General features: G+C 72.0%; 14 protein-coding genes. 9 read left to right on the top strand and 5 right to left on the bottom strand.

Annotated elements, in window-relative coordinates; genetic code table 11:
- The first annotated feature begins 25 nt into the window (after nt 1-25).
- Nucleotides 26-598: a hypothetical protein gene (locus ACZ3YL_RS20090; protein WP_465658790.1), complete on the top strand. Its 573-nt coding sequence runs from the start codon at nt 26-28 to the stop codon at nt 596-598.
- Nucleotides 599-608: 10 nt separating this feature from the next.
- Here ACZ3YL_RS20090 and ACZ3YL_RS20085 read toward each other — a convergent pair whose 3' ends face one another.
- Nucleotides 609-1,577 (bottom strand): hypothetical protein, encoded by a 969-nt coding sequence (locus ACZ3YL_RS20085; RefSeq protein WP_317621120.1) that lies wholly within the window; start codon nt 1,575-1,577, stop codon nt 609-611.
- Between the two features lie 216 nt (nt 1,578-1,793).
- On the opposite strand from ACZ3YL_RS20085, the gene ACZ3YL_RS20080 reads away from it, so the two are divergent.
- Together ACZ3YL_RS20080 and ACZ3YL_RS20075 are read left to right on the top strand one after the other, a co-directional pair.
- Nucleotides 1,794-2,453, top strand: a complete 660-nt coding sequence (locus tag ACZ3YL_RS20080) for a papain-like cysteine protease family protein (RefSeq protein WP_188305509.1) — start codon at nt 1,794-1,796, stop codon at nt 2,451-2,453.
- 8 nt (nt 2,454-2,461) lie between these two features.
- Nucleotides 2,462-3,313, top strand: coding sequence for a hypothetical protein (locus tag ACZ3YL_RS20075; protein WP_465658788.1), 852 nt, complete (start codon nt 2,462-2,464; stop codon nt 3,311-3,313).
- 95 nt (nt 3,314-3,408) lie between these two features.
- On the opposite strand, the gene ACZ3YL_RS20070 is transcribed toward ACZ3YL_RS20075, so the two are convergent.
- Nucleotides 3,409-3,708 carry an acyl-CoA-like ligand-binding transcription factor gene (locus tag ACZ3YL_RS20070; protein WP_223242420.1) on the bottom strand — a complete coding sequence of 100 codons (300 nt, stop codon included), beginning with the start codon at nt 3,706-3,708 and terminating at the stop codon, nt 3,409-3,411.
- A gap of 250 nt (nt 3,709-3,958) precedes the next feature.
- Here ACZ3YL_RS20070 and ACZ3YL_RS20065 point away from each other — a divergent pair, with 250 nt between their 5' ends.
- Entirely contained in the window at nt 3,959-4,576 is a 618-nt protein-coding gene (locus ACZ3YL_RS20065) for a hypothetical protein (protein WP_465658786.1), read from the top strand.
- On the opposite strand, the gene trhA is transcribed toward ACZ3YL_RS20065, so the two are convergent.
- On the bottom strand, nt 4,547-5,239 hold the full coding sequence (trhA, locus tag ACZ3YL_RS20060; RefSeq protein WP_188305505.1) for a PAQR family membrane homeostasis protein TrhA: 693 nt from the start codon (nt 5,237-5,239) through the stop codon (nt 4,547-4,549). The genes ACZ3YL_RS20065 and trhA overlap by 30 nt on opposite strands.
- A gap of 285 nt (nt 5,240-5,524) precedes the next feature.
- Between trhA and ACZ3YL_RS20055 the strand changes: the two genes are divergently transcribed.
- A complete protein-coding gene (locus ACZ3YL_RS20055) occupies nt 5,525-7,366 on the top strand; it encodes a phosphoenolpyruvate carboxykinase (GTP) (protein WP_188305504.1) in 1,842 nt (613 codons plus the stop codon).
- Between the two features lie 157 nt (nt 7,367-7,523).
- On the opposite strand, the gene ACZ3YL_RS20050 is transcribed toward ACZ3YL_RS20055, so the two are convergent.
- Complete coding sequence (locus ACZ3YL_RS20050) at nt 7,524-8,738, bottom strand: pyridoxal phosphate-dependent aminotransferase (protein ID WP_465658784.1); 1,215 nt, start codon at nt 8,736-8,738, stop codon at nt 7,524-7,526.
- A gap of 272 nt (nt 8,739-9,010) precedes the next feature.
- On the opposite strand from ACZ3YL_RS20050, the gene ACZ3YL_RS20045 reads away from it, so the two are divergent.
- Nucleotides 9,011-9,724: a prepilin peptidase gene (locus tag ACZ3YL_RS20045; protein ID WP_465658782.1), complete on the top strand. Its 714-nt coding sequence runs from the start codon at nt 9,011-9,013 to the stop codon at nt 9,722-9,724.
- 175 nt (nt 9,725-9,899) lie between these two features.
- Here ACZ3YL_RS20045 and ACZ3YL_RS20040 read toward each other — a convergent pair whose 3' ends face one another.
- Nucleotides 9,900-11,501 carry a chitinase gene (locus ACZ3YL_RS20040; RefSeq protein ID WP_465658780.1) on the bottom strand — a complete coding sequence of 534 codons (1,602 nt, stop codon included), beginning with the start codon at nt 11,499-11,501 and terminating at the stop codon, nt 9,900-9,902.
- Nucleotides 11,502-11,901: 400 nt separating this feature from the next.
- Between ACZ3YL_RS20040 and ACZ3YL_RS20035 the strand changes: the two genes are divergently transcribed.
- From ACZ3YL_RS20035 to ACZ3YL_RS20025, 3 genes are all read left to right on the top strand, one after another.
- Nucleotides 11,902-12,696, top strand: a complete 795-nt coding sequence (locus ACZ3YL_RS20035; RefSeq protein ID WP_188306933.1) for an isoprenyl transferase — start codon at nt 11,902-11,904, stop codon at nt 12,694-12,696.
- A 306-nt stretch (nt 12,697-13,002) separates the two neighbouring features.
- Nucleotides 13,003-14,337, top strand: coding sequence for a PhoH family protein (locus ACZ3YL_RS20030; protein ID WP_188306934.1), 1,335 nt, complete (start codon nt 13,003-13,005; stop codon nt 14,335-14,337).
- A gap of 450 nt (nt 14,338-14,787) precedes the next feature.
- Nucleotides 14,788-15,528, top strand: coding sequence for an aggregation-promoting factor C-terminal-like domain-containing protein (locus ACZ3YL_RS20025; protein ID WP_188306935.1), 741 nt, complete (start codon nt 14,788-14,790; stop codon nt 15,526-15,528).
- Nucleotides 15,529-15,825: the final 297 nt, after the last annotated feature.

Raw genomic sequence — 15,825 nt, 5'->3', positions numbered from 1 at the left:
TGCGCTGGGCTGTTCCCTGGGAGCGGTGGTCGTGCTGGCCGCGGGGGCGGGGCTGTTCTACCACGGGTACGGTCCGATGGCACTGATGGACCGGGACTCCGTCCGGAGCGCGAGTGAGGCGAAGGGACAGCTCGACGACACCCTGCGGGCTGCCACGGGCGCGATCAGCCCGTCGCTGAGCTACTTCGGCGGTGTGTACGTCGTTGAGCGCGCTCCGGAGCACGCCGACGGCGAGCCGAGCCTGCGGTCCAGTGTCACGGCCTCGGTCTCCGTCCGGACGAGGGTGGCCCCGGCGAAGGTTCCGGTGCTGCTGGACCGGATGAAGCAGCTCTGGGACGGGCAGTGTCATTCCGGAGGCGCCTCGGAAGTCGGAGTGAAGCGCTACACGGACCTGTACTGTTCCGGGCGCGGAGACACTCTGTTCACGCTGTCGGTGGTCAGTTCCACGACCGACTTGACCGTGCAGGTGCTCATGAGCGCAGAGGCCTTCACGGTGCGCTACCAGCCCGACCGGGACTACGGCACCCCTCCGACCGGCGAGCTGCTGACCGGCCACGAGCCCGCCCCCGACGTCGACGATCCGTACTGGTCGCACTGACCGGGCCGGGTCACTCCCAGTCCCACCGGATCCCCAGGATGCACGGCCGGATCGCCGTCGCCACCAGGTGGACGCAGCGGTGCCCGTCGAGGGTCAGTTCCTCCGTCTCGTAGGGGGGTTGGCCGGGGGCGCGGAGGGCGATGCGGTGGCAGCGGACGGGGAGGGCGGTGGGGTGGAAGGTGATCTGGAGGACGTACTGGCCGGCGCCGGAGTTGAAGCCGCGGACATACTCGCAGGTGGGGGTCGGGGAGGGGGCGTCGTCGAAGCCGTAGCCGAGGAGGTGGGTGTCGCCGGCGCGGAGGCGGCGGTCGAGGAGGAGTTCGGCGGCGATCAGATGGTGGGTCTGGTCGCGGCGGATGCGGCCGGGGCGGCAGTTCTCCTCGGCGCGGACGCCGACGAGGGTGGTGTCGCTGCCGGGGTCGCCCTGGTGGAGGGCGAGGTAGCGGTCGATGCCGTCGCGGTGGGCGCGCAGGGCGTGTTGGGAGTCGCGGCGGGTGAGTTGGCGGTCGGGGCCGATGCGGATGCGTTCGATGTGGGTGATGGTGTGGAGGCCGGTGTCGCGGGGGCCGGCGAGGGTGGCGAGGAGGTCGTCGACGGCGGTGGGCGGGGAGATCAGGTCGCGGTAGGGGCGTACGGGTGGCCCGGCGGCGGTGGCGGTGCGGCGGGGGCCGAGGAGTCGGGTGAGGGAGTGTTCGGGCAGGTCGAGGACGTGTTCGAGGGCGGCGACGGCGCGCAGGGATTCGGGGCGTTCGGGGCGGCGTAGGCCCTGTTGCCAGTAACTGAGACTGGTGAGGCCGACGTTGACGCCGCGCAGGGCGAGGTGGCGGCGGATGCGGTGGAGGGCGAGGCCGCGGCTGGTGATGGCGGTGCGCAGGGCGTGGTGGAAGGGGCCGGTGCGCAGGGCAGCGGCGAGGTCGGCTGGGTCGCTCCGGTGGATGGCGGCCTCCTGGCGGGTGCGGACCGGGTTTTGACCGTGAATATTCACATCCGGGCGGCGGTTTGTCACCGGTCCGGGCAGCTCGCGGGGTGGTTCCGGGGGTGGCGTTCACATCCGCGCGGGCCCGTTCACAGCGTGATCGGCGCCCTTTCGGGGCCGTTGACCAGTCTCCTCGGGCGGCGCGATGCTCGGGGCGCGATCCGGACCGCGCCCCCCCACACAGCACTTCGCTCCACTCGTGCAAGGAGGCATTCCCCCATGCCAGTTCCACGGATAAGGCTGCGCCGCGCGGTCTCCCTGCTGGCCCTCGGCGTCCTGGGTCCGGCGCTGACCGCCGCGGTGGCCACTCCGGCGGTCGCCGCCCCCATGAACGTCCAAGGGCGGCTCGCCCAGGTCCGCCAGGCGGCCGCGCCGGGCAGTACGGCCGATCTGGCCGGCACGTTCAAGAAGCTCAACATCACCATGCAGCAGCAACAGCAGACCAACTGGTGCTGGGCGGCGAGCGGGAACACCATCGCCACCTGGTTCGGCTACAACTACAGCCAGAACCAGTTCTGCAACGCCGCGTTCGGCCGCTCGGTGGACTCCAACTGCCCCAACAGCCAGGCCTCGCTGGCGGATGTACAGAACGGGCTGGACTGGGTCGGCATCAATCCGGGTTCGTACGTCACCGGCTACCTGCGCTACAGCACCGTGCAGTCCGAGGTGGACGCCAACCGGCCGGTGGAGACGCGCATCCAGTGGAGTTCGGGCGGCGGGCACATGCACGTCGTGTACGGCTACGACACCAGCAACAACTGGGTCTACTGGGGCGACCCGTGGCCGTCCAACTACCGCTACAACTGGGCGGATTACTGGTACTACGTGAACAACGACACGTTCTCGTGGACCCACTCCCTGTACCGGATCGGCGCGTGAGGACGACCATGACCGAGCTCAGCAAGGCCCGTCGGGCCGCCGTCACCGCGCTGTTCGCCGCCGGCCTCGCGCTGGCGCTCGCCCCGGCCGCGCAGGCGGCCGGCTCCCCCCAGGCGGCCGGCGCCCCCGCGCCGGTGCCCGCCGCCGACCTGGCCCGGGCCCGGAGCGCCGTCCAGGATCCGTCGGTGCTCGACAAGGTGGGGCACTTCTTCGCCCGCAAGGGCGTCCCGCCGACCCAGCAGCTGACCATCGGCGCCGCGGAGGAGGCGAAGGCGGCGGACGACGCGGCGCCCCGGCTGGCCGGGGACACCGTGCCGGTCTACACCCTGGACGCCGGCTTCGTGGCCGGCACCCCGGGCGCGCCGGTGGCGAAGGCGGAGTTCACGGCGAGCAGGGTGGTCGCGGCGGACGGGCAGACCGCCTCGGTCTGGACGGTCCGGCAGGGCGGCGCCTGGCGGGTCGTCAACATCGCCTCCGGTGGCGACGAGAGCGACTACGCGGCGAAGGCGGCCGACAGCGGCGGCGGCACGGCCTTCCGGGAGCCGCAGGTCAACGCCTGGTACGTGCTGCGCGACGGCCGGGTGCTGCCGCTGGACGACGAGGCCCGGCGCTCGGTGGGCGCCGGCGGGGTGTCGCTGGCCGGGTACCAGAAGCTGGTGCACCAGCGGTACGGGGACAAGCTGCCCGGCTCGGCGTACGACCGGGAGGGCAAGGGCGGCGGCTACCCGCTGGAGGCCGCAGCGGACACGGCTGCGGGCGGCGACTCGGCGGTCCCGGCCGTGACGGCGGCCGCGGCGCTGGGCGCCACCGCCCTGGTGGGTGCCGGCGCGGTGCTGCGGCGGAGGAGGAACGCGCGCTGACGCGTGGCACCCACTGACCTGGAGCATCCGCTGACACCGGAGAGCGGCGACGGGGCCCGGCTGATCGAGCCGGGCCCCGTCGCCGCGTCCGCCGCTCACACCCCGGCGAAGCCGCTCTCCAGCAGCGCGTAGGTGCGGTCGACCAGCTCCGCGATGTCCTCCCGCCCGTCGCCCGCCGCCCAGCGCAGCACCGCCTCGGTGGTGGCCGCGCCGAGGGCGGCGGCGGTGACCCGCATGTCGTAGGTGGGCTCCTCGATGCCGGCCCGCCGGGTCAGCACGGTGAGGAAGAGCTCCTGGGGGCTGCTGCCGCTGCGGGTCAGCCCGGCGCGCAGCGCGGGGACCTCGGTGACCAGCCGCATCCGGGTGACCATCTCCTGCCGCTCGTGTTCGAGCAGCTGCTGTCAATGTAAGGATGGGGTGACCATATGACTACTCTGGGTCATGTGTCCTGGAAGTGCGGCTTCCGCACGAGGAATTGACGCAACGTTGATCTGTCGTTCGCCGCCCCGGGGCAGTCCCGGGTGACTGACGGTAGATACCATGTGGCAATCGGTCAGTGCTGGCCGGACGCGTGCCGAGAGCGGAGAAGGGGTGGGGCGGCAGGAGCCGACCACGAGCCCGGCGCCGGGAAAGGGGAGCCGAAAAGTGGCCGACAGTGACGACAGTCAGGCGAGTGCCCAGATGTGGGGCGCGGTCATGGTGGTGGGTGCCGCGCTGGCCGTGGTCGCGGCCTATCTGATCAAGGGGCCGCCGCTGGTCCTCGCGGTCGCCGGGATCGAGACGCTGCTGCTCATGGCGTACGTCGGCCGTCGTTGGCGGGCGATGCACCGGCAGGCCTCCCCGGCCGGCCACCGGCCCCGGCGCGGCATCCCGGACGCCGCCCACTGCGAGCGCTGCCGCCGGGCCCGGGAGGCGCTGGACGCCCGGCGGGCGCGCGGGCGAATGGTGCCGGCCGCCTGGGCGGTGCGCCCGGAGGTCGAGTCGGAGCTGCCGGGGTCGTCGGAGGCGCTGGAGTCGGCCGAGGCGCTGCACTCCCCGCAGGCGACCCGGACGACGCGGGCAACGCAGACGACGCAGGCAACGCAGGCAACGCAGTCGACGTCGGACGGCGCCGAGCACCCGTCGTACCCGCATGGCGCGCAGGGCCGGGCCGGGTACGAGCGGCCCTGGACGGCCGAACGGGCGGCCACCCGGTCCACGGACCGGACGACCGCCCGTCGGGGCACGCCGGGTTCAGCCGGTCGCGCTGTACGCCACCAGTGAGACCCCGACGTACTGCACGATGAAGGCGCCGAGGGTGAAGGCGTGGAACACCTCGTGGAAGCCGAACCAGCGCGGTGAGGGGTTGGGCCGCTTGAGCCCGTACACCACGCCGCCGATGCTGTAGAGCACCCCGCCGACGATCATCAGCACCAGGACGGCGGTCCCGCCGGCGTGCAGGAAGTCCGGCAGGAAGAAGGCGGCGGCCCAGCCCAGCGCGATGTACACGGGGGTGTACAGCCAGCGCGGTGCGCCGACCCAGAACACCCGGAACGCTATGCCGGCGAGTGCCCCGCCCCAGGCGACCCAGAGCAGTAGCTGCTGGTCGGCGCCCTTGAGCAGCAGCATCGTGAACGGCGTGTAGGTGCCCGCGATGATCAGGAAGATATTCGCGTGGTCCAGTCGCCGGAGCACGGCGTCCCCGCGCGGGCCCCAGTCGAAGCGGTGGTACACCGCGCTGACGCCGAACAGCAGCCAGGCGCTGACCGAGTAGATCGCGCAGGCGATCTTGGCCGGCGTGGAGTCGGCCAGGCAGATCAGCACGATCCCGGCGGCGACGGTGGCGGGGAACATCCCGGCGTGCAGCCAGCCCCGCCACTTCGGCTTGCCCTCCCGGCCCTCGGCCGGATCCTCCCCAGTGCTCTCCGCGAGCGCAGCAGCAGTCATGGCCAGCATGCTACCCGCTACCTACGGAACCGTAGGTTACTGCCGCGTAAGGAAGTGGCGCTCATCACTCTTGGACGTTTTGTAGTAATCGGAGTGTGGCGCCGCACACTCCGGTCGGGACAGGGATGGCTGATTACCGGCCCGTAATCATACTTACTGTAGTAAAAGATGCGTCAATTTCGCCGCAGTGCCGCATTGAGGGCCAGGACCCGGAGCTACGCTGCAAGCACCCTCAGACCCCCGCAACGCCGTCTCCTCGCCGAGACGGCGTGAAACGGAGCGATCGTGTCGTACGAGATCTCTGCTCTCAGCGCATCCGCGCCCACCCGCCACAAGCAGCTGCTCGCTTGGGTGAGCGAGATCGCCGAGCTCACCCAGCCGGACCGCATCGAGTGGTGCGACGGTTCCGACGAGGAGTACCAGCGCCTCGCGGATCTGCTGGTGGCTCAGGGCACCTTCAAGAAGCTGAACGAGGAGAAGCGCCCCAACTCCTACTACGCCGCCTCGGACCCCTCGGACGTCGCGCGCGTCGAGGACCGCACCTTCATCTGCTCCGAGCAGGAGAAGGACGCCGGCCCGACCAACCACTGGAAGGCCCCCGCCGAGATGCGGGCCCTCTTCACCGGTAAGGGTGGCCAGGGCGAGCAGGGCCTGTTCCGCGGTGCGATGAAGGGCCGCACGATGTACGTCGTGCCCTTCTCGATGGGCCCGGTCGGCTCCCCGCTGGCCGCGTACGGCGTCGAGATCACCGACTCCGCCTACGTCGCCGTGTCGATGCGCGTGATGACCCGCATGGGCCGGGCCGTGCTCGACCAGCTCGGCGAGGACGGGGACTTCGTCAAGGCCGTGCACACCGTCGGCGCCCCGCTGGCCGAGGGCCAGGCGGACGTCCCGTGGCCGTGCAACACCACCAAGTACATCTCGCACTTCCCGGAGACCAAGGAGATCTGGTCCTTCGGGTCCGGCTACGGCGGCAACGCCCTGCTCGGCAAGAAGTGCTACGCGCTGCGCATCGCCTCGACCATGGCCCGCGACGAGGGCTGGCTGGCCGAGCACATGCTGATCCTGAAGCTCACCCCGCCGTCCGGCGAGGTCAAGTACGTCGCGGCGGCCTTCCCGTCGGCCTGCGGCAAGACCAACCTGGCCATGCTCCAGCCGACCATCCCGGGCTGGAAGGTCGAGACCATCGGCGACGACATCGCCTGGATGCGTTTCGGCGAGGACGGCCGCCTGTACGCCATCAACCCCGAGGCCGGCTTTTTCGGCGTCGCCCCCGGCACCGGCGTGGACACCAACGCCAACGCCATCGACACCCTCTGGGGCAACACCGTCTTCACCAACGTCGCCCTCACCGACGACGGCGACGTGTGGTGGGAGGGCCTCACCGAGGAGCCCCCGGCGCACCTCATCGACTGGCGCGGCAACGACTGGACCCCCGAGTCCGGCACCCCGGCCGCCCACCCGAACGCCCGCTTCGCCGTTCCGGCCGCGCAGTGCCCGACCATCGCCCCGGAGTGGGAGGACCAGGCGGGCGTGCCGATCTCGGCGATCCTGTTCGGCGGCCGCCGGGCCACCGCCGTCCCGCTGGTGACCGAGTCCTTCGACTGGCAGCACGGCGTCTTCCTGGGCGCCAACATCGCCTCCGAGAAGACCGCCGCCGCCGAGGGCACCGTCGGCGAGCTGCGCCGCGACCCGTTCGCGATGCTGCCGTTCTGCGGCTACAACATGGGCGACTACTTCGCCCACTGGCTGAAGGTCGGCGCCCAGGCGGACGCCGCCAAGCTGCCGAAGATCTACTACGTCAACTGGTTCCGCAAGAACGCCGAGGGCAAGTTCGTCTGGCCCGGCTACGGCGAGAACAGCCGCGTGCTCAAGTGGATCATCGAGCGCCTGGAGGGCACCGCCGAGGGCGTCGAGACCCCGATCGGCGTGCTGCCGAAGGTCGACGGCTTCGACCTGAACGACCTGAAGCTGTCCGAGGAGGACCTCGACCTGCTCTTCACCGTGGACGCCGACATCTGGCGCCAGGAGGCCGCGCTGGTGCCGGCCCACCTGGAGCTGTTCGGCGACCACACCCCGAAGGAGCTGTGGGACGAGTACCGGAGCCTGGTCGCGCGCCTCGGCTGAGCCTGAGCCTCAGGCCGAGCGAGAGGCCGGCGCGCGGCACGAACCGCGCGCCGGCCGAGCGACGGGACGGCCGGAGTTCCGCCGGGTGGTCTTTCCCCGACCAAGGAGACCACCCGGGCCGGGACTCCGGCCGTAGTGCTGTTCCGGATCCGCGCGACTACGGCTGGGTGTAGCCGCTGAGGAAGTCGCCGATCCTGGTCACCGCGTCGGTGATCTCCTCCGGGCGCGGCAGCGTGACCAGCCGGAAGTGGTCCGGCTCGGGCCAGTTGAAGCCGGTGCCCTGGACCAGCAGGATGCGCTGGGAGCGCAGCAGGTCCAGCACCATCTGGGCGTCGTCCTTGATCTTGTGGACCTTGGGGTCCAGCCGGGGGAAGGCGTAGAGCGCGCCCTTGGGCTTGACGCAGCTGACCCCCGGGATCTGGTTGAGCAGCTCGTACGCGGCGTCGCGGGAGGCGAGCAGCCGGCCGCCGGGCAGCACCAGGTCCTTGATCGACTGCCGTCCGCCGAGCGCGGCGGCCACCGCGTGCTGGGCGGGCATGTTGGCGCACAGCCGCATCGAGGCGAGCACGTTCAGGCCCTCGACGTAGCTGCGGGCGCGCTGGCGGTCGCCGGAGAGCACCATCCAGCCGGAGCGGAAGCCGGCCACCCGGTACGCCTTGGACAGTCCGTTGAAGGTGACGCAGAAGAGGTCCGGGGCCAGGGTGGCCAGCGGGACGTGCTCGGCGTCGTCGTAGAGGATCTTGTCGTAGATCTCGTCCGCGTAGACCACCAGCTGGTGCCGGCGGGCGATCTCGGCGATGCCCTCCAGCACCTCGCGCGGGTAGACCGCGCCGGTCGGGTTGTTCGGGTTGATCACCACGATGGCCCTGGTCCGGTCGGTGACCTTGGCCTCGATGTCGGCGAGGTCCGGGTACCACTCGGACTGCTCGTCGCAGCGGTAGTGCACCGCGGTGCCGCCGGCCAGCGAGACCGAGGCGGTCCACAGCGGGTAGTCCGGCGCCGGGACGAGCACCTCGTCACCGTCGTCCAGCAGCGCGGTCATGGCGAGCTGGATCAGCTCGGAGACGCCGTTGCCGAGGAAGACGTCGTCGACGGAGAGCCCGTGCAGTCCGCGCTCCTCGTAGTGCATGACCACGGCGCGGCGGGCCGCGAGCAGGCCCTTGGAGTCGCCGTACCCGTGCGCGTTCGCGAGGTTGCGCAGGATGTCCTGGAGGATCTCCGGGGGCGCCTCGAAGCCGAAGGTGGCCGGGTTGCCGGTGTTGAGCTTGAGGATGCGGTGGCCCTGTTCCTCCAGCCGCATCGCCTCGTCGAGCACCGGGCCGCGGATGTCGTAGCAGACGTTGGCGAGCTTGCTGGACTGGATGACCTGCATGCCTGCCTACTTTAGGGGCTCGCCGGGGCCCCGCGTCGGCCGTCCGGGGGCACGGCTCACCAGGCCCGGATTGTCCTCCTTGGATCGGGAGGCAGGGACGTCGGGCGGCCTTTCAAACCGGTGGCCCAATGTCCGGAATGCTCATGTATGCGAGGAACGCCGTCGGATTCCGGCGCGGATTCCGGCACCGAACGAGACGGACGGCACACCACCCGCCCGCTCCGGACGGAAAGATGGGGCGCGGTGCGTCGACGAGGAGGGGAGTGCTGGTGGTGGCGGTCGTGACCGGGGCGGTGCTGGTCGGACTCCTGGTGGCCCCGCTGCTGCGCGCGCTGGTCGCCCGCTTCGCCGTGCCCGAGGGCGAACCCCGGTGCGAGGCCTGCCCGTTGTGCGGCCGCGCGGTGGGGGCGGCGTTGCCGCCGACCGGGCGCTGCCCGGGTTGCCGGGGCCGGCTGGGCGCCGGGGCGGGAACGGTGGAGGCGGTCGCGGCGGCGGTCGCGGTCGCGGTGGCGTACGCGGCGGACGGGCCGCAGGCGGCGGCGCTCGCCTGGGCGGGCGGGCTCGGCGTGGCCCTCGGCTTCACGGACGCCCGGGTGCGCCGGCTGCCGTACCGGCTGACCGGGCCGCTGCTGGCCGGGGTGGCCGCGCTGCTGGCGGTGGCGGCCCTGGCCGAGGGGCGCCCCGGAGTGCTGCTGCGCTGCCTGCTGGTCGCGCTGGCCGTCGGGGCGCTGCTCGAAGTCGCCGTCCAGATCGGCGCGTTGGGCCCCGGAGACTCCCCGCTCGGGCTCGCCCTGGGCGGGCTGCTCGGCTGGTACGGCTGGTGGGTCGCGATCGGCGGGCTGGTCGCCGCGGTGGTGCTCGCCGGGCTGTGGGGCACCCTGCGGGTCGCCGTCCTGCTGGTCCGCCGCCGCCCGTGGCGCGGGCTCGAAGTCCCGGTCGGCCCGTTCCTGCTGCTCGGCGCGCTCACCGCGGTGCTCGCCCGGTAGCGCGGAACCCGGTGGCGCGGAACCCGGTGGTGTGAAAGTCGGTGGCGCGAAAGTCGGTGGCGGGGAAACCGGTAGCGCCGAAGGGGCCCGCCGTACCGGAAGCGGTACGGCGGGCCCCGCCGTCGGCGCGCCGGCCCCACCCTCAAGGAGTGGCGCGCCGAAGGGAGTTGCGGCTCTAGGACATCTTGTGGACGAACGGGCCGACCACGTTCGAGAACGCGTTGCCGTTGTTGGCGTCCCAGTTGGTGGACCAGGTCATCGCGCCCCGGATGGTGGGCCACTTGGCCGGCGGCACGAAGCTGCCGCAGTTGTTGCCGGTGGCCAGGCAGTTGAGCGCGTTGTTCACCACCGACGGGTCGACGTAGCCGCCGCCGGCCGCCTTGCTGGAGGCGGGGACGCCGATGCCGACCTGGTCGGGCCGCAGGCCGCCCTGGATGTGGGTGCAGACCTGCGAGGTGATGAAGTCGACCGTGCCCTGGTTGTAGACCTTGCCGTCGCAGCCGTTCATGCCGCCCGAGTTGTAGAACTGGGTGTTGACGACGGTCAGGATGTCCTTGGTGTTCAGCGCCAGCTGGAAGTAGGCGCCGGCGGTGCTGTACATCCCGATGGTCTCGGGGGCCATGGTCAGGACGAAGCCGGGGCCGACCTTGGCCTGCAGGGCGTGCAGCGCGTCGCCCAGCGGGCCGGCCTGGACGCCGTTCTCCAGGTCGACGTCGATGCCGTCGAAGCCGTAGTCCTTGAGGATCGCGGAGGCGCTGTTGGCGAAGTTCGCCCCGGCGGTGCCGTCGGCGACGGTGATCGCGCCGTTCTGGCCGCCGATGGAGAGGACGACCTTCTTGCCGGCCGCCTGCTTGGCCTTGATGTCGGCGCGGAACTGGGCGTCGGTGTAGCCGCCGAGTGCCTTGGACAGGCCCGGGTCCAGGGTGAAGCTGATCGCGCCGGTCTGGGTCGGCACGGCGTCGGCGAAGGAGACCGCGATGATGTCGTACGCGTTCTGGACGTCGCTCAGGCGCTGCGGGGTCGAGCCGTTGTCGAAGTTCTGCCAGTAGCCGGTGAGCGCGTGGGCCGGCAGACCGGTGGCCGGCGGGGTGGTGGCGGTCGGGGTCGCGGTCGGCGTGGCCGTGGGGGTCGGGGTGGGCGTCGCGGTGGGCGTCGGCGTCGTGGTCCGGGTGGGAGTGGCGGTGGCCGTCGGCGACGGGGTCGGCGTCTGGGTGGGGGTGGCCGTCGGCGACGGGGTGGCGGTGCCACCCGGGCCGACCAGCGCGACGTCGTCGGCGAGGTAGGCGCCCTGCCCGTACCAGCCGTGCAGGTAGACCGTCACGCTGGTGGCGTTCGCCCCGGTGGTGAAGGTGCTGGACAGCTGGTTCCAACTGCTCTGGTTCGACCAGGAGGACGGGTCGGTGCCGCCGGTGCCGCGCGCCCCGAGGTAGACGTACGGGCCCTGCACCCAGGCGCTGAGGGTGTAACTGGTGTTGGGCAGCACGCTGATGGTCTGGGTGCACTCGGCGGTGTCGCCCGCACCCGGGGCGGCCTGCAGCGCACCGCTGCCGGAGTGGACCGGCGAGGACACCGCGGTCGCGCCGCCGGTACAGGACCAGCCGCTCAGTCCGCTCTCGAAACCGCCGTTGGTGACCAGGTTGCCGTCCGCCGCACTGGCACCGCCGGCGAAGAGGGCGAGGCCGCCGCCGGCCAGGGCGAGGGCGGTGGCGCCGGCCGCGAGGGCCGGGAGGGGGCTACGCCGGCGCCGGTGCGCGGGCTGGTTCAGCGAACGGGCCATGGGGTGACGCTCCTGGGGAAGGAGCGGCCGCCGCGGTGGGGGGCGCGGCGGCCGCGTGTGGGGGAGGGGAGGTCCGCAGGTGACTCTTGGGGGCGGGAGGAACCGCTTCCGCCTCGGGTCAAAAGCTGGACTAGACCATTGCCGGCCGTCAAGGACGCGACAACCGGTTTACGGCTCCCTTAAGGATTCGGAGACCGTTCCGTGTCCACCACGGCCACCCCGCCCCGCGATCCCCGGCGCACCCGCCCCGCGGGCCCGGACACGCCCGCCGCGACAGACTTCGCACAGGACCGTGACCAGACCGCTACCTGCGGCTTTACCGTGCACCTGCGTGCCGGAGTAGGCTGCGCCGGGGCCGGTGACGAACCGGCCCGAACGAGTACGGAGGGGCCGGGAAACCATGGGTCTGCGCGATGTCGCCGAACGGACGCCGGGGCTGCGCACCCTGCTGGGTGGGATGTACCGGCTGTACGGTCGCCGGGTCGAGGTCCACCTCGGTCGCACCCCCCACCACATCGGCGTGATCCTCGACGGCAACCGCCGCTGGGCCAAGGCCGCCGGCGGCAGCACCGTGTACGGCCACCAGCGCGGCGCCGACAAGATCAGCGAGTTCCTCGGCTGGTGCGACGAGACCCACGTCAAGGTCGTCACCCTGTGGATGCTCTCCACCGACAACCTGGACCGCCCGGCCGACGAGCTCGTCCCGCTGCTCGGCATCATCGAGGACGCCGTCACCGGCCTGGCCGCCGCCCGCCGCTGGCGGGTCAACCCGGTCGGCGCGCTGGACCTGCTCCCGCAGCACACCGCCGACGTGCTCAAGCGCGCCGCCGAGGAGACCGCCGGGATCGACGGCATCACCGTCAACGTCGCCGTCGGCTACGGCGGCCGGCACGAGATCGCCGACGCCGTCCGCTCGCTGCTCCAGGAGCACGCCGGGCGCGGCACCTCGATCGAGGAACTGGCCGAGATCCTGACCGTCGAGCACATCTCCGAGCACCTCTACACCGCCAACCAGCCCGACCCGGACCTGATCATCCGCACCTCGGGCGAACAGCGACTGTCCGGATTCCTGCTCTGGCAGAGCGCGCACAGCGAGTTCTACTTCTGCGAGGCGTACTGGCCGGCCTTCCGCAAGGTCGACTTCCTGCGCGCGCTGCGCGCCTTCGAACAGCGGCACCGGCGGATGGGCCTCTGATCCGGCGCCCGCCCGGCTCCTCCGGGGCCGAACCGGGTGTTCGTCCGCAGGCCGGACCGGGGCGCTTCCCGGGCTGGTCCCGGGTGGGGCCGACGCACATCCGGGTGGAATGACCGCCGTAGGCCTGGCCTACCCGGGCCCCGGGCGAGGCCAAACGTTCACCGGCAATGATCCGTCAGTTCGCCGAGGGCGCGAATGCACCGCCCCCCGCCTGGGAATACTCCAGTCAGTCCGGTCCCGAGGCCACCGGGGCAGCGGGGGCCGGCATGCCGCGGATGACGCAGGGTCATCCGCTCTGGAGGCCTAGTGGTCAGTTCCAAGAGCCGCCGGACGCCAGACCGGCGCACGTACGTTCTCGACACCAGCGTGCTCCTGGCGGACCCTCTCGCCATGACCCGCTTCGAGGAGCACGAGGTCGTCCTCCCGGTGGTGGTCGTCACGGAGTTGGAGGCCAAGCGCCACCACCCGGAGCTGGGCTACTTCGCCCGCCAGGCGCTGCGCCTGCTCGACGACTACCGCATCCGCCACGGCCGGCTCGACGAGCCGATCCCGGTCGGCGAACTGGGCGGCACGATCAGGGTCGAGCTCAACCACTCCGACGTGTCGATACTGCCGGTCGGCTACCGCGCCGGCGGCGGCGAGGCGGACACCCGGATCCTGGCGGTCGCCCGCAACCTGCAGGCCGAGGGCTACGACGTCACCGTCGTGTCCAAGGACCTCCCGCTGCGGATCAAGGCCAGCTCGGTGGGCCTGCTCGCCGAGGAGTACCGGGCCGAGCTCGCGATCACCTCCGGCTGGACGGGCATGTCCGAACTGCACGTCGGGGCCGAGCAGGTCGACGCGCTGTTCGCGGCCGGCCACGACGCCGCGGTGGACATCGACGGGACCGAGGAGCTGCCGGTGCACACCGGGCTGGTGCTCACCTCGGAGCGCGGCCGGGCGCTCGGCCGGGTCACCGGCGACGGGCGGGTCCGGCTGGTGCGCGGCGAGCGCGAGGCGTTCGGGCTGCGCGGTCGCAGCGCCGAGCAGCGGGTGGCGCTGGACCTGCTGCTCGACCCGGACATCGGCATCGTGTCGATGGGCGGCCGGGCCGGCACCGGCAAGTCGGCGCTGGCGCTGTGCGCGGGGCTGGAGGCGGTGCTGGAGCGGAGGCAGCACCGCAAGGTGATGGTCTTCCGGCCGCTGTACGCGGTCGGCGGCCAGGAACTCGGCTACCTGCCCGGCAGTGAGGCGGAGAAGATGGGCCCCTGGGCCCAGGCGGTCTTCGACACCCTCTCGGCGGTCACCACCCCGGACGTGATCGAGGAGGTCATCGCCCGCGGGATGCTGGAGGTCCTGCCGCTGACCCACATCCGGGGGCGCTCGCTGCACGACGCCTTCGTGATCGTGGACGAGGCCCAGTCGCTGGAGCGCAACGTCCTGCTGACGGTGCTGTCCCGGATCGGCCAGGGCTCGCGGGTGGTGCTCACCCACGACGTGGCGCAGCGGGACAACCTCCGGGTCGGCCGGTACGACGGTGTGGTGGCGGTGGTGGAGAAGTTGAAGGGGCATCCGCTCTTCGCCCACATCACCCTCACCCGCTCGGAGCGGTCGCCGATCGCGGCGCTGGTCACGGAGATGCTGGAGGACATCAACCCGTGAACCGCCCCTGATCCGGGCATAGTAGGACAATAGGGTCAACTGGCGGTGCGGGGCCCGCTCCTGACGGAGCGGGCCCCGTCCCTTTCATCACATCGAGTGCTTTCCGTCCGGGGAACTCCCCTGCGGTGAATGTGACATGCGCCACGCGGACGGGAATTGCGTCGACAGTGCCCGGTGCGGCATGGTGAGGGTTCTGTCAGGCCCCGCGTACGGCGCGGCAGGGCTTCCGGACTCCGGAAGTCAGGCCCCGGAAGGTCCGCCAACTCCGTTTGGTGGACGCACAATTGAAGACCGATGAGCCGTACGCCGCCCGATTCCAACGCCCGGTCGCCTCAAGTCGACCGGGCGCCGGGCCAGCACCTCCCGTGACCAGAGCATCTGCGGAGGTCCGTGCCAAGGGGCATGTTGCGCCCGCACGGTCACGCGTGGGCGATGCTGGAAGGAATCCATGTGACTCGGATCTCGGTCCGGGGAGTCGCTGTGGCCTCCGCCACCGCCGTCACCGCTGTCGGTGCCGTCGTGGGCATGGCCTCGGGCAGCGAGGGCAAGACGATGCAGACGGTCGACGTCGCCGGTGCGACCCTGCTTGCCGAAGTCCCCTCAGGCGCCCAGGCGCAGACCATGAGTGACAACATCGGCCAGCAGGCATCCGCCCAGCAGGCCTCCGCCGACGCCGCGGCCAAGGCCGCCGCCGAGCAGAAGGCCGCCGAGGAGGCCGCGCGCCAGAAGGCCGCCGCGGACGCCCAGGCGAAGGCCGACGCCCAGGCCAAGGCCGACGCGGACAAGGCCGCCAAGGCCGCCGCCGACCAGCGTGCCGCCGCCGATGCCGCCGCCAACCGCTCCAAGGCGCGCTCGGCGATGTCCGCGGTGGACGACAGCGCCCCGCCGGTCTCGGTCAGCCCCGGCTCCGTCCAGGACATGGCCCGGCAGATCGTCGGCAACGACGCCCAGTTCCAGTGCTTCAGCCAGATCGTGAAGCGCGAGAGCGGCTGGGACTACACCGCGACCAACAGCGGCTCCGGCGCCTACGGTCTGGTCCAGGCACTGCCCGGCTCCAAGATGGCCTCGGCCGGTGCCGACTGGCGCACCAACCCGGCCACCCAGATCAAGTGGGGCGTCGGCTACATGAACAGCCGCTACGGCAGCCCCTGCGGCGCCTGGTCGTTCTGGCAGGCCCACAGCTGGTACTAGGAGGGCCCGCCGCCCCGCGGGGCGGCGCACTCCGCACGGCCCCCGGCCGCTCGTCCCGTTCGACGAGAGACCGGGGGCCGCGGCGTTCTCCAGCGGCTGCGTTCTCCGGCGGCTGCGTTCTCCGGCGGCTGCGTTCTCTGGCGGCTGCGTTCTCCGGCGGCCGCCGGAAAGGGCGGGCCGCCCCGCCCGGGCTGCGCTGACCAGTGCGCCCGCGGGCGGTGCGGTCCTGGGTGCGGACGCGGGGCGCGGGGAGGGGTCCTGGTAGCTCCCCGCACCGGCCGGTCCGCCGGCGGTTGG

The organism is Kitasatospora sp. NPDC023176 (genome assembly GCF_055560495.1).
Note: the sequence above shows the minus strand (reverse complement) of the source record. Positions and strands in the feature narration are given on the sequence as shown.

Coding starts and splice junctions, on each gene's coding strand:
- ACZ3YL_RS20080 (WP_188305509.1), top strand. CDS start 1,794: ATGCCAGTTCCACGGATAAGGCTGCGCCGCGCGGTCTCCCTGCTGGCC.
- ACZ3YL_RS20075 (WP_465658788.1), top strand. CDS start 2,462: ATGACCGAGCTCAGCAAGGCCCGTCGGGCCGCCGTCACCGCGCTGTTC.
- trhA (WP_188305505.1), bottom strand. CDS start 5,239: ATGACTGCTGCTGCGCTCGCGGAGAGCACTGGGGAGGATCCGGCCGAG.
- ACZ3YL_RS20050 (WP_465658784.1), bottom strand. CDS start 8,738: ATGCAGGTCATCCAGTCCAGCAAGCTCGCCAACGTCTGCTACGACATC.
- ACZ3YL_RS20040 (WP_465658780.1), bottom strand. CDS start 11,501: ATGGCCCGTTCGCTGAACCAGCCCGCGCACCGGCGCCGGCGTAGCCCC.
- ACZ3YL_RS20035 (WP_188306933.1), top strand. CDS start 11,902: ATGGGTCTGCGCGATGTCGCCGAACGGACGCCGGGGCTGCGCACCCTG.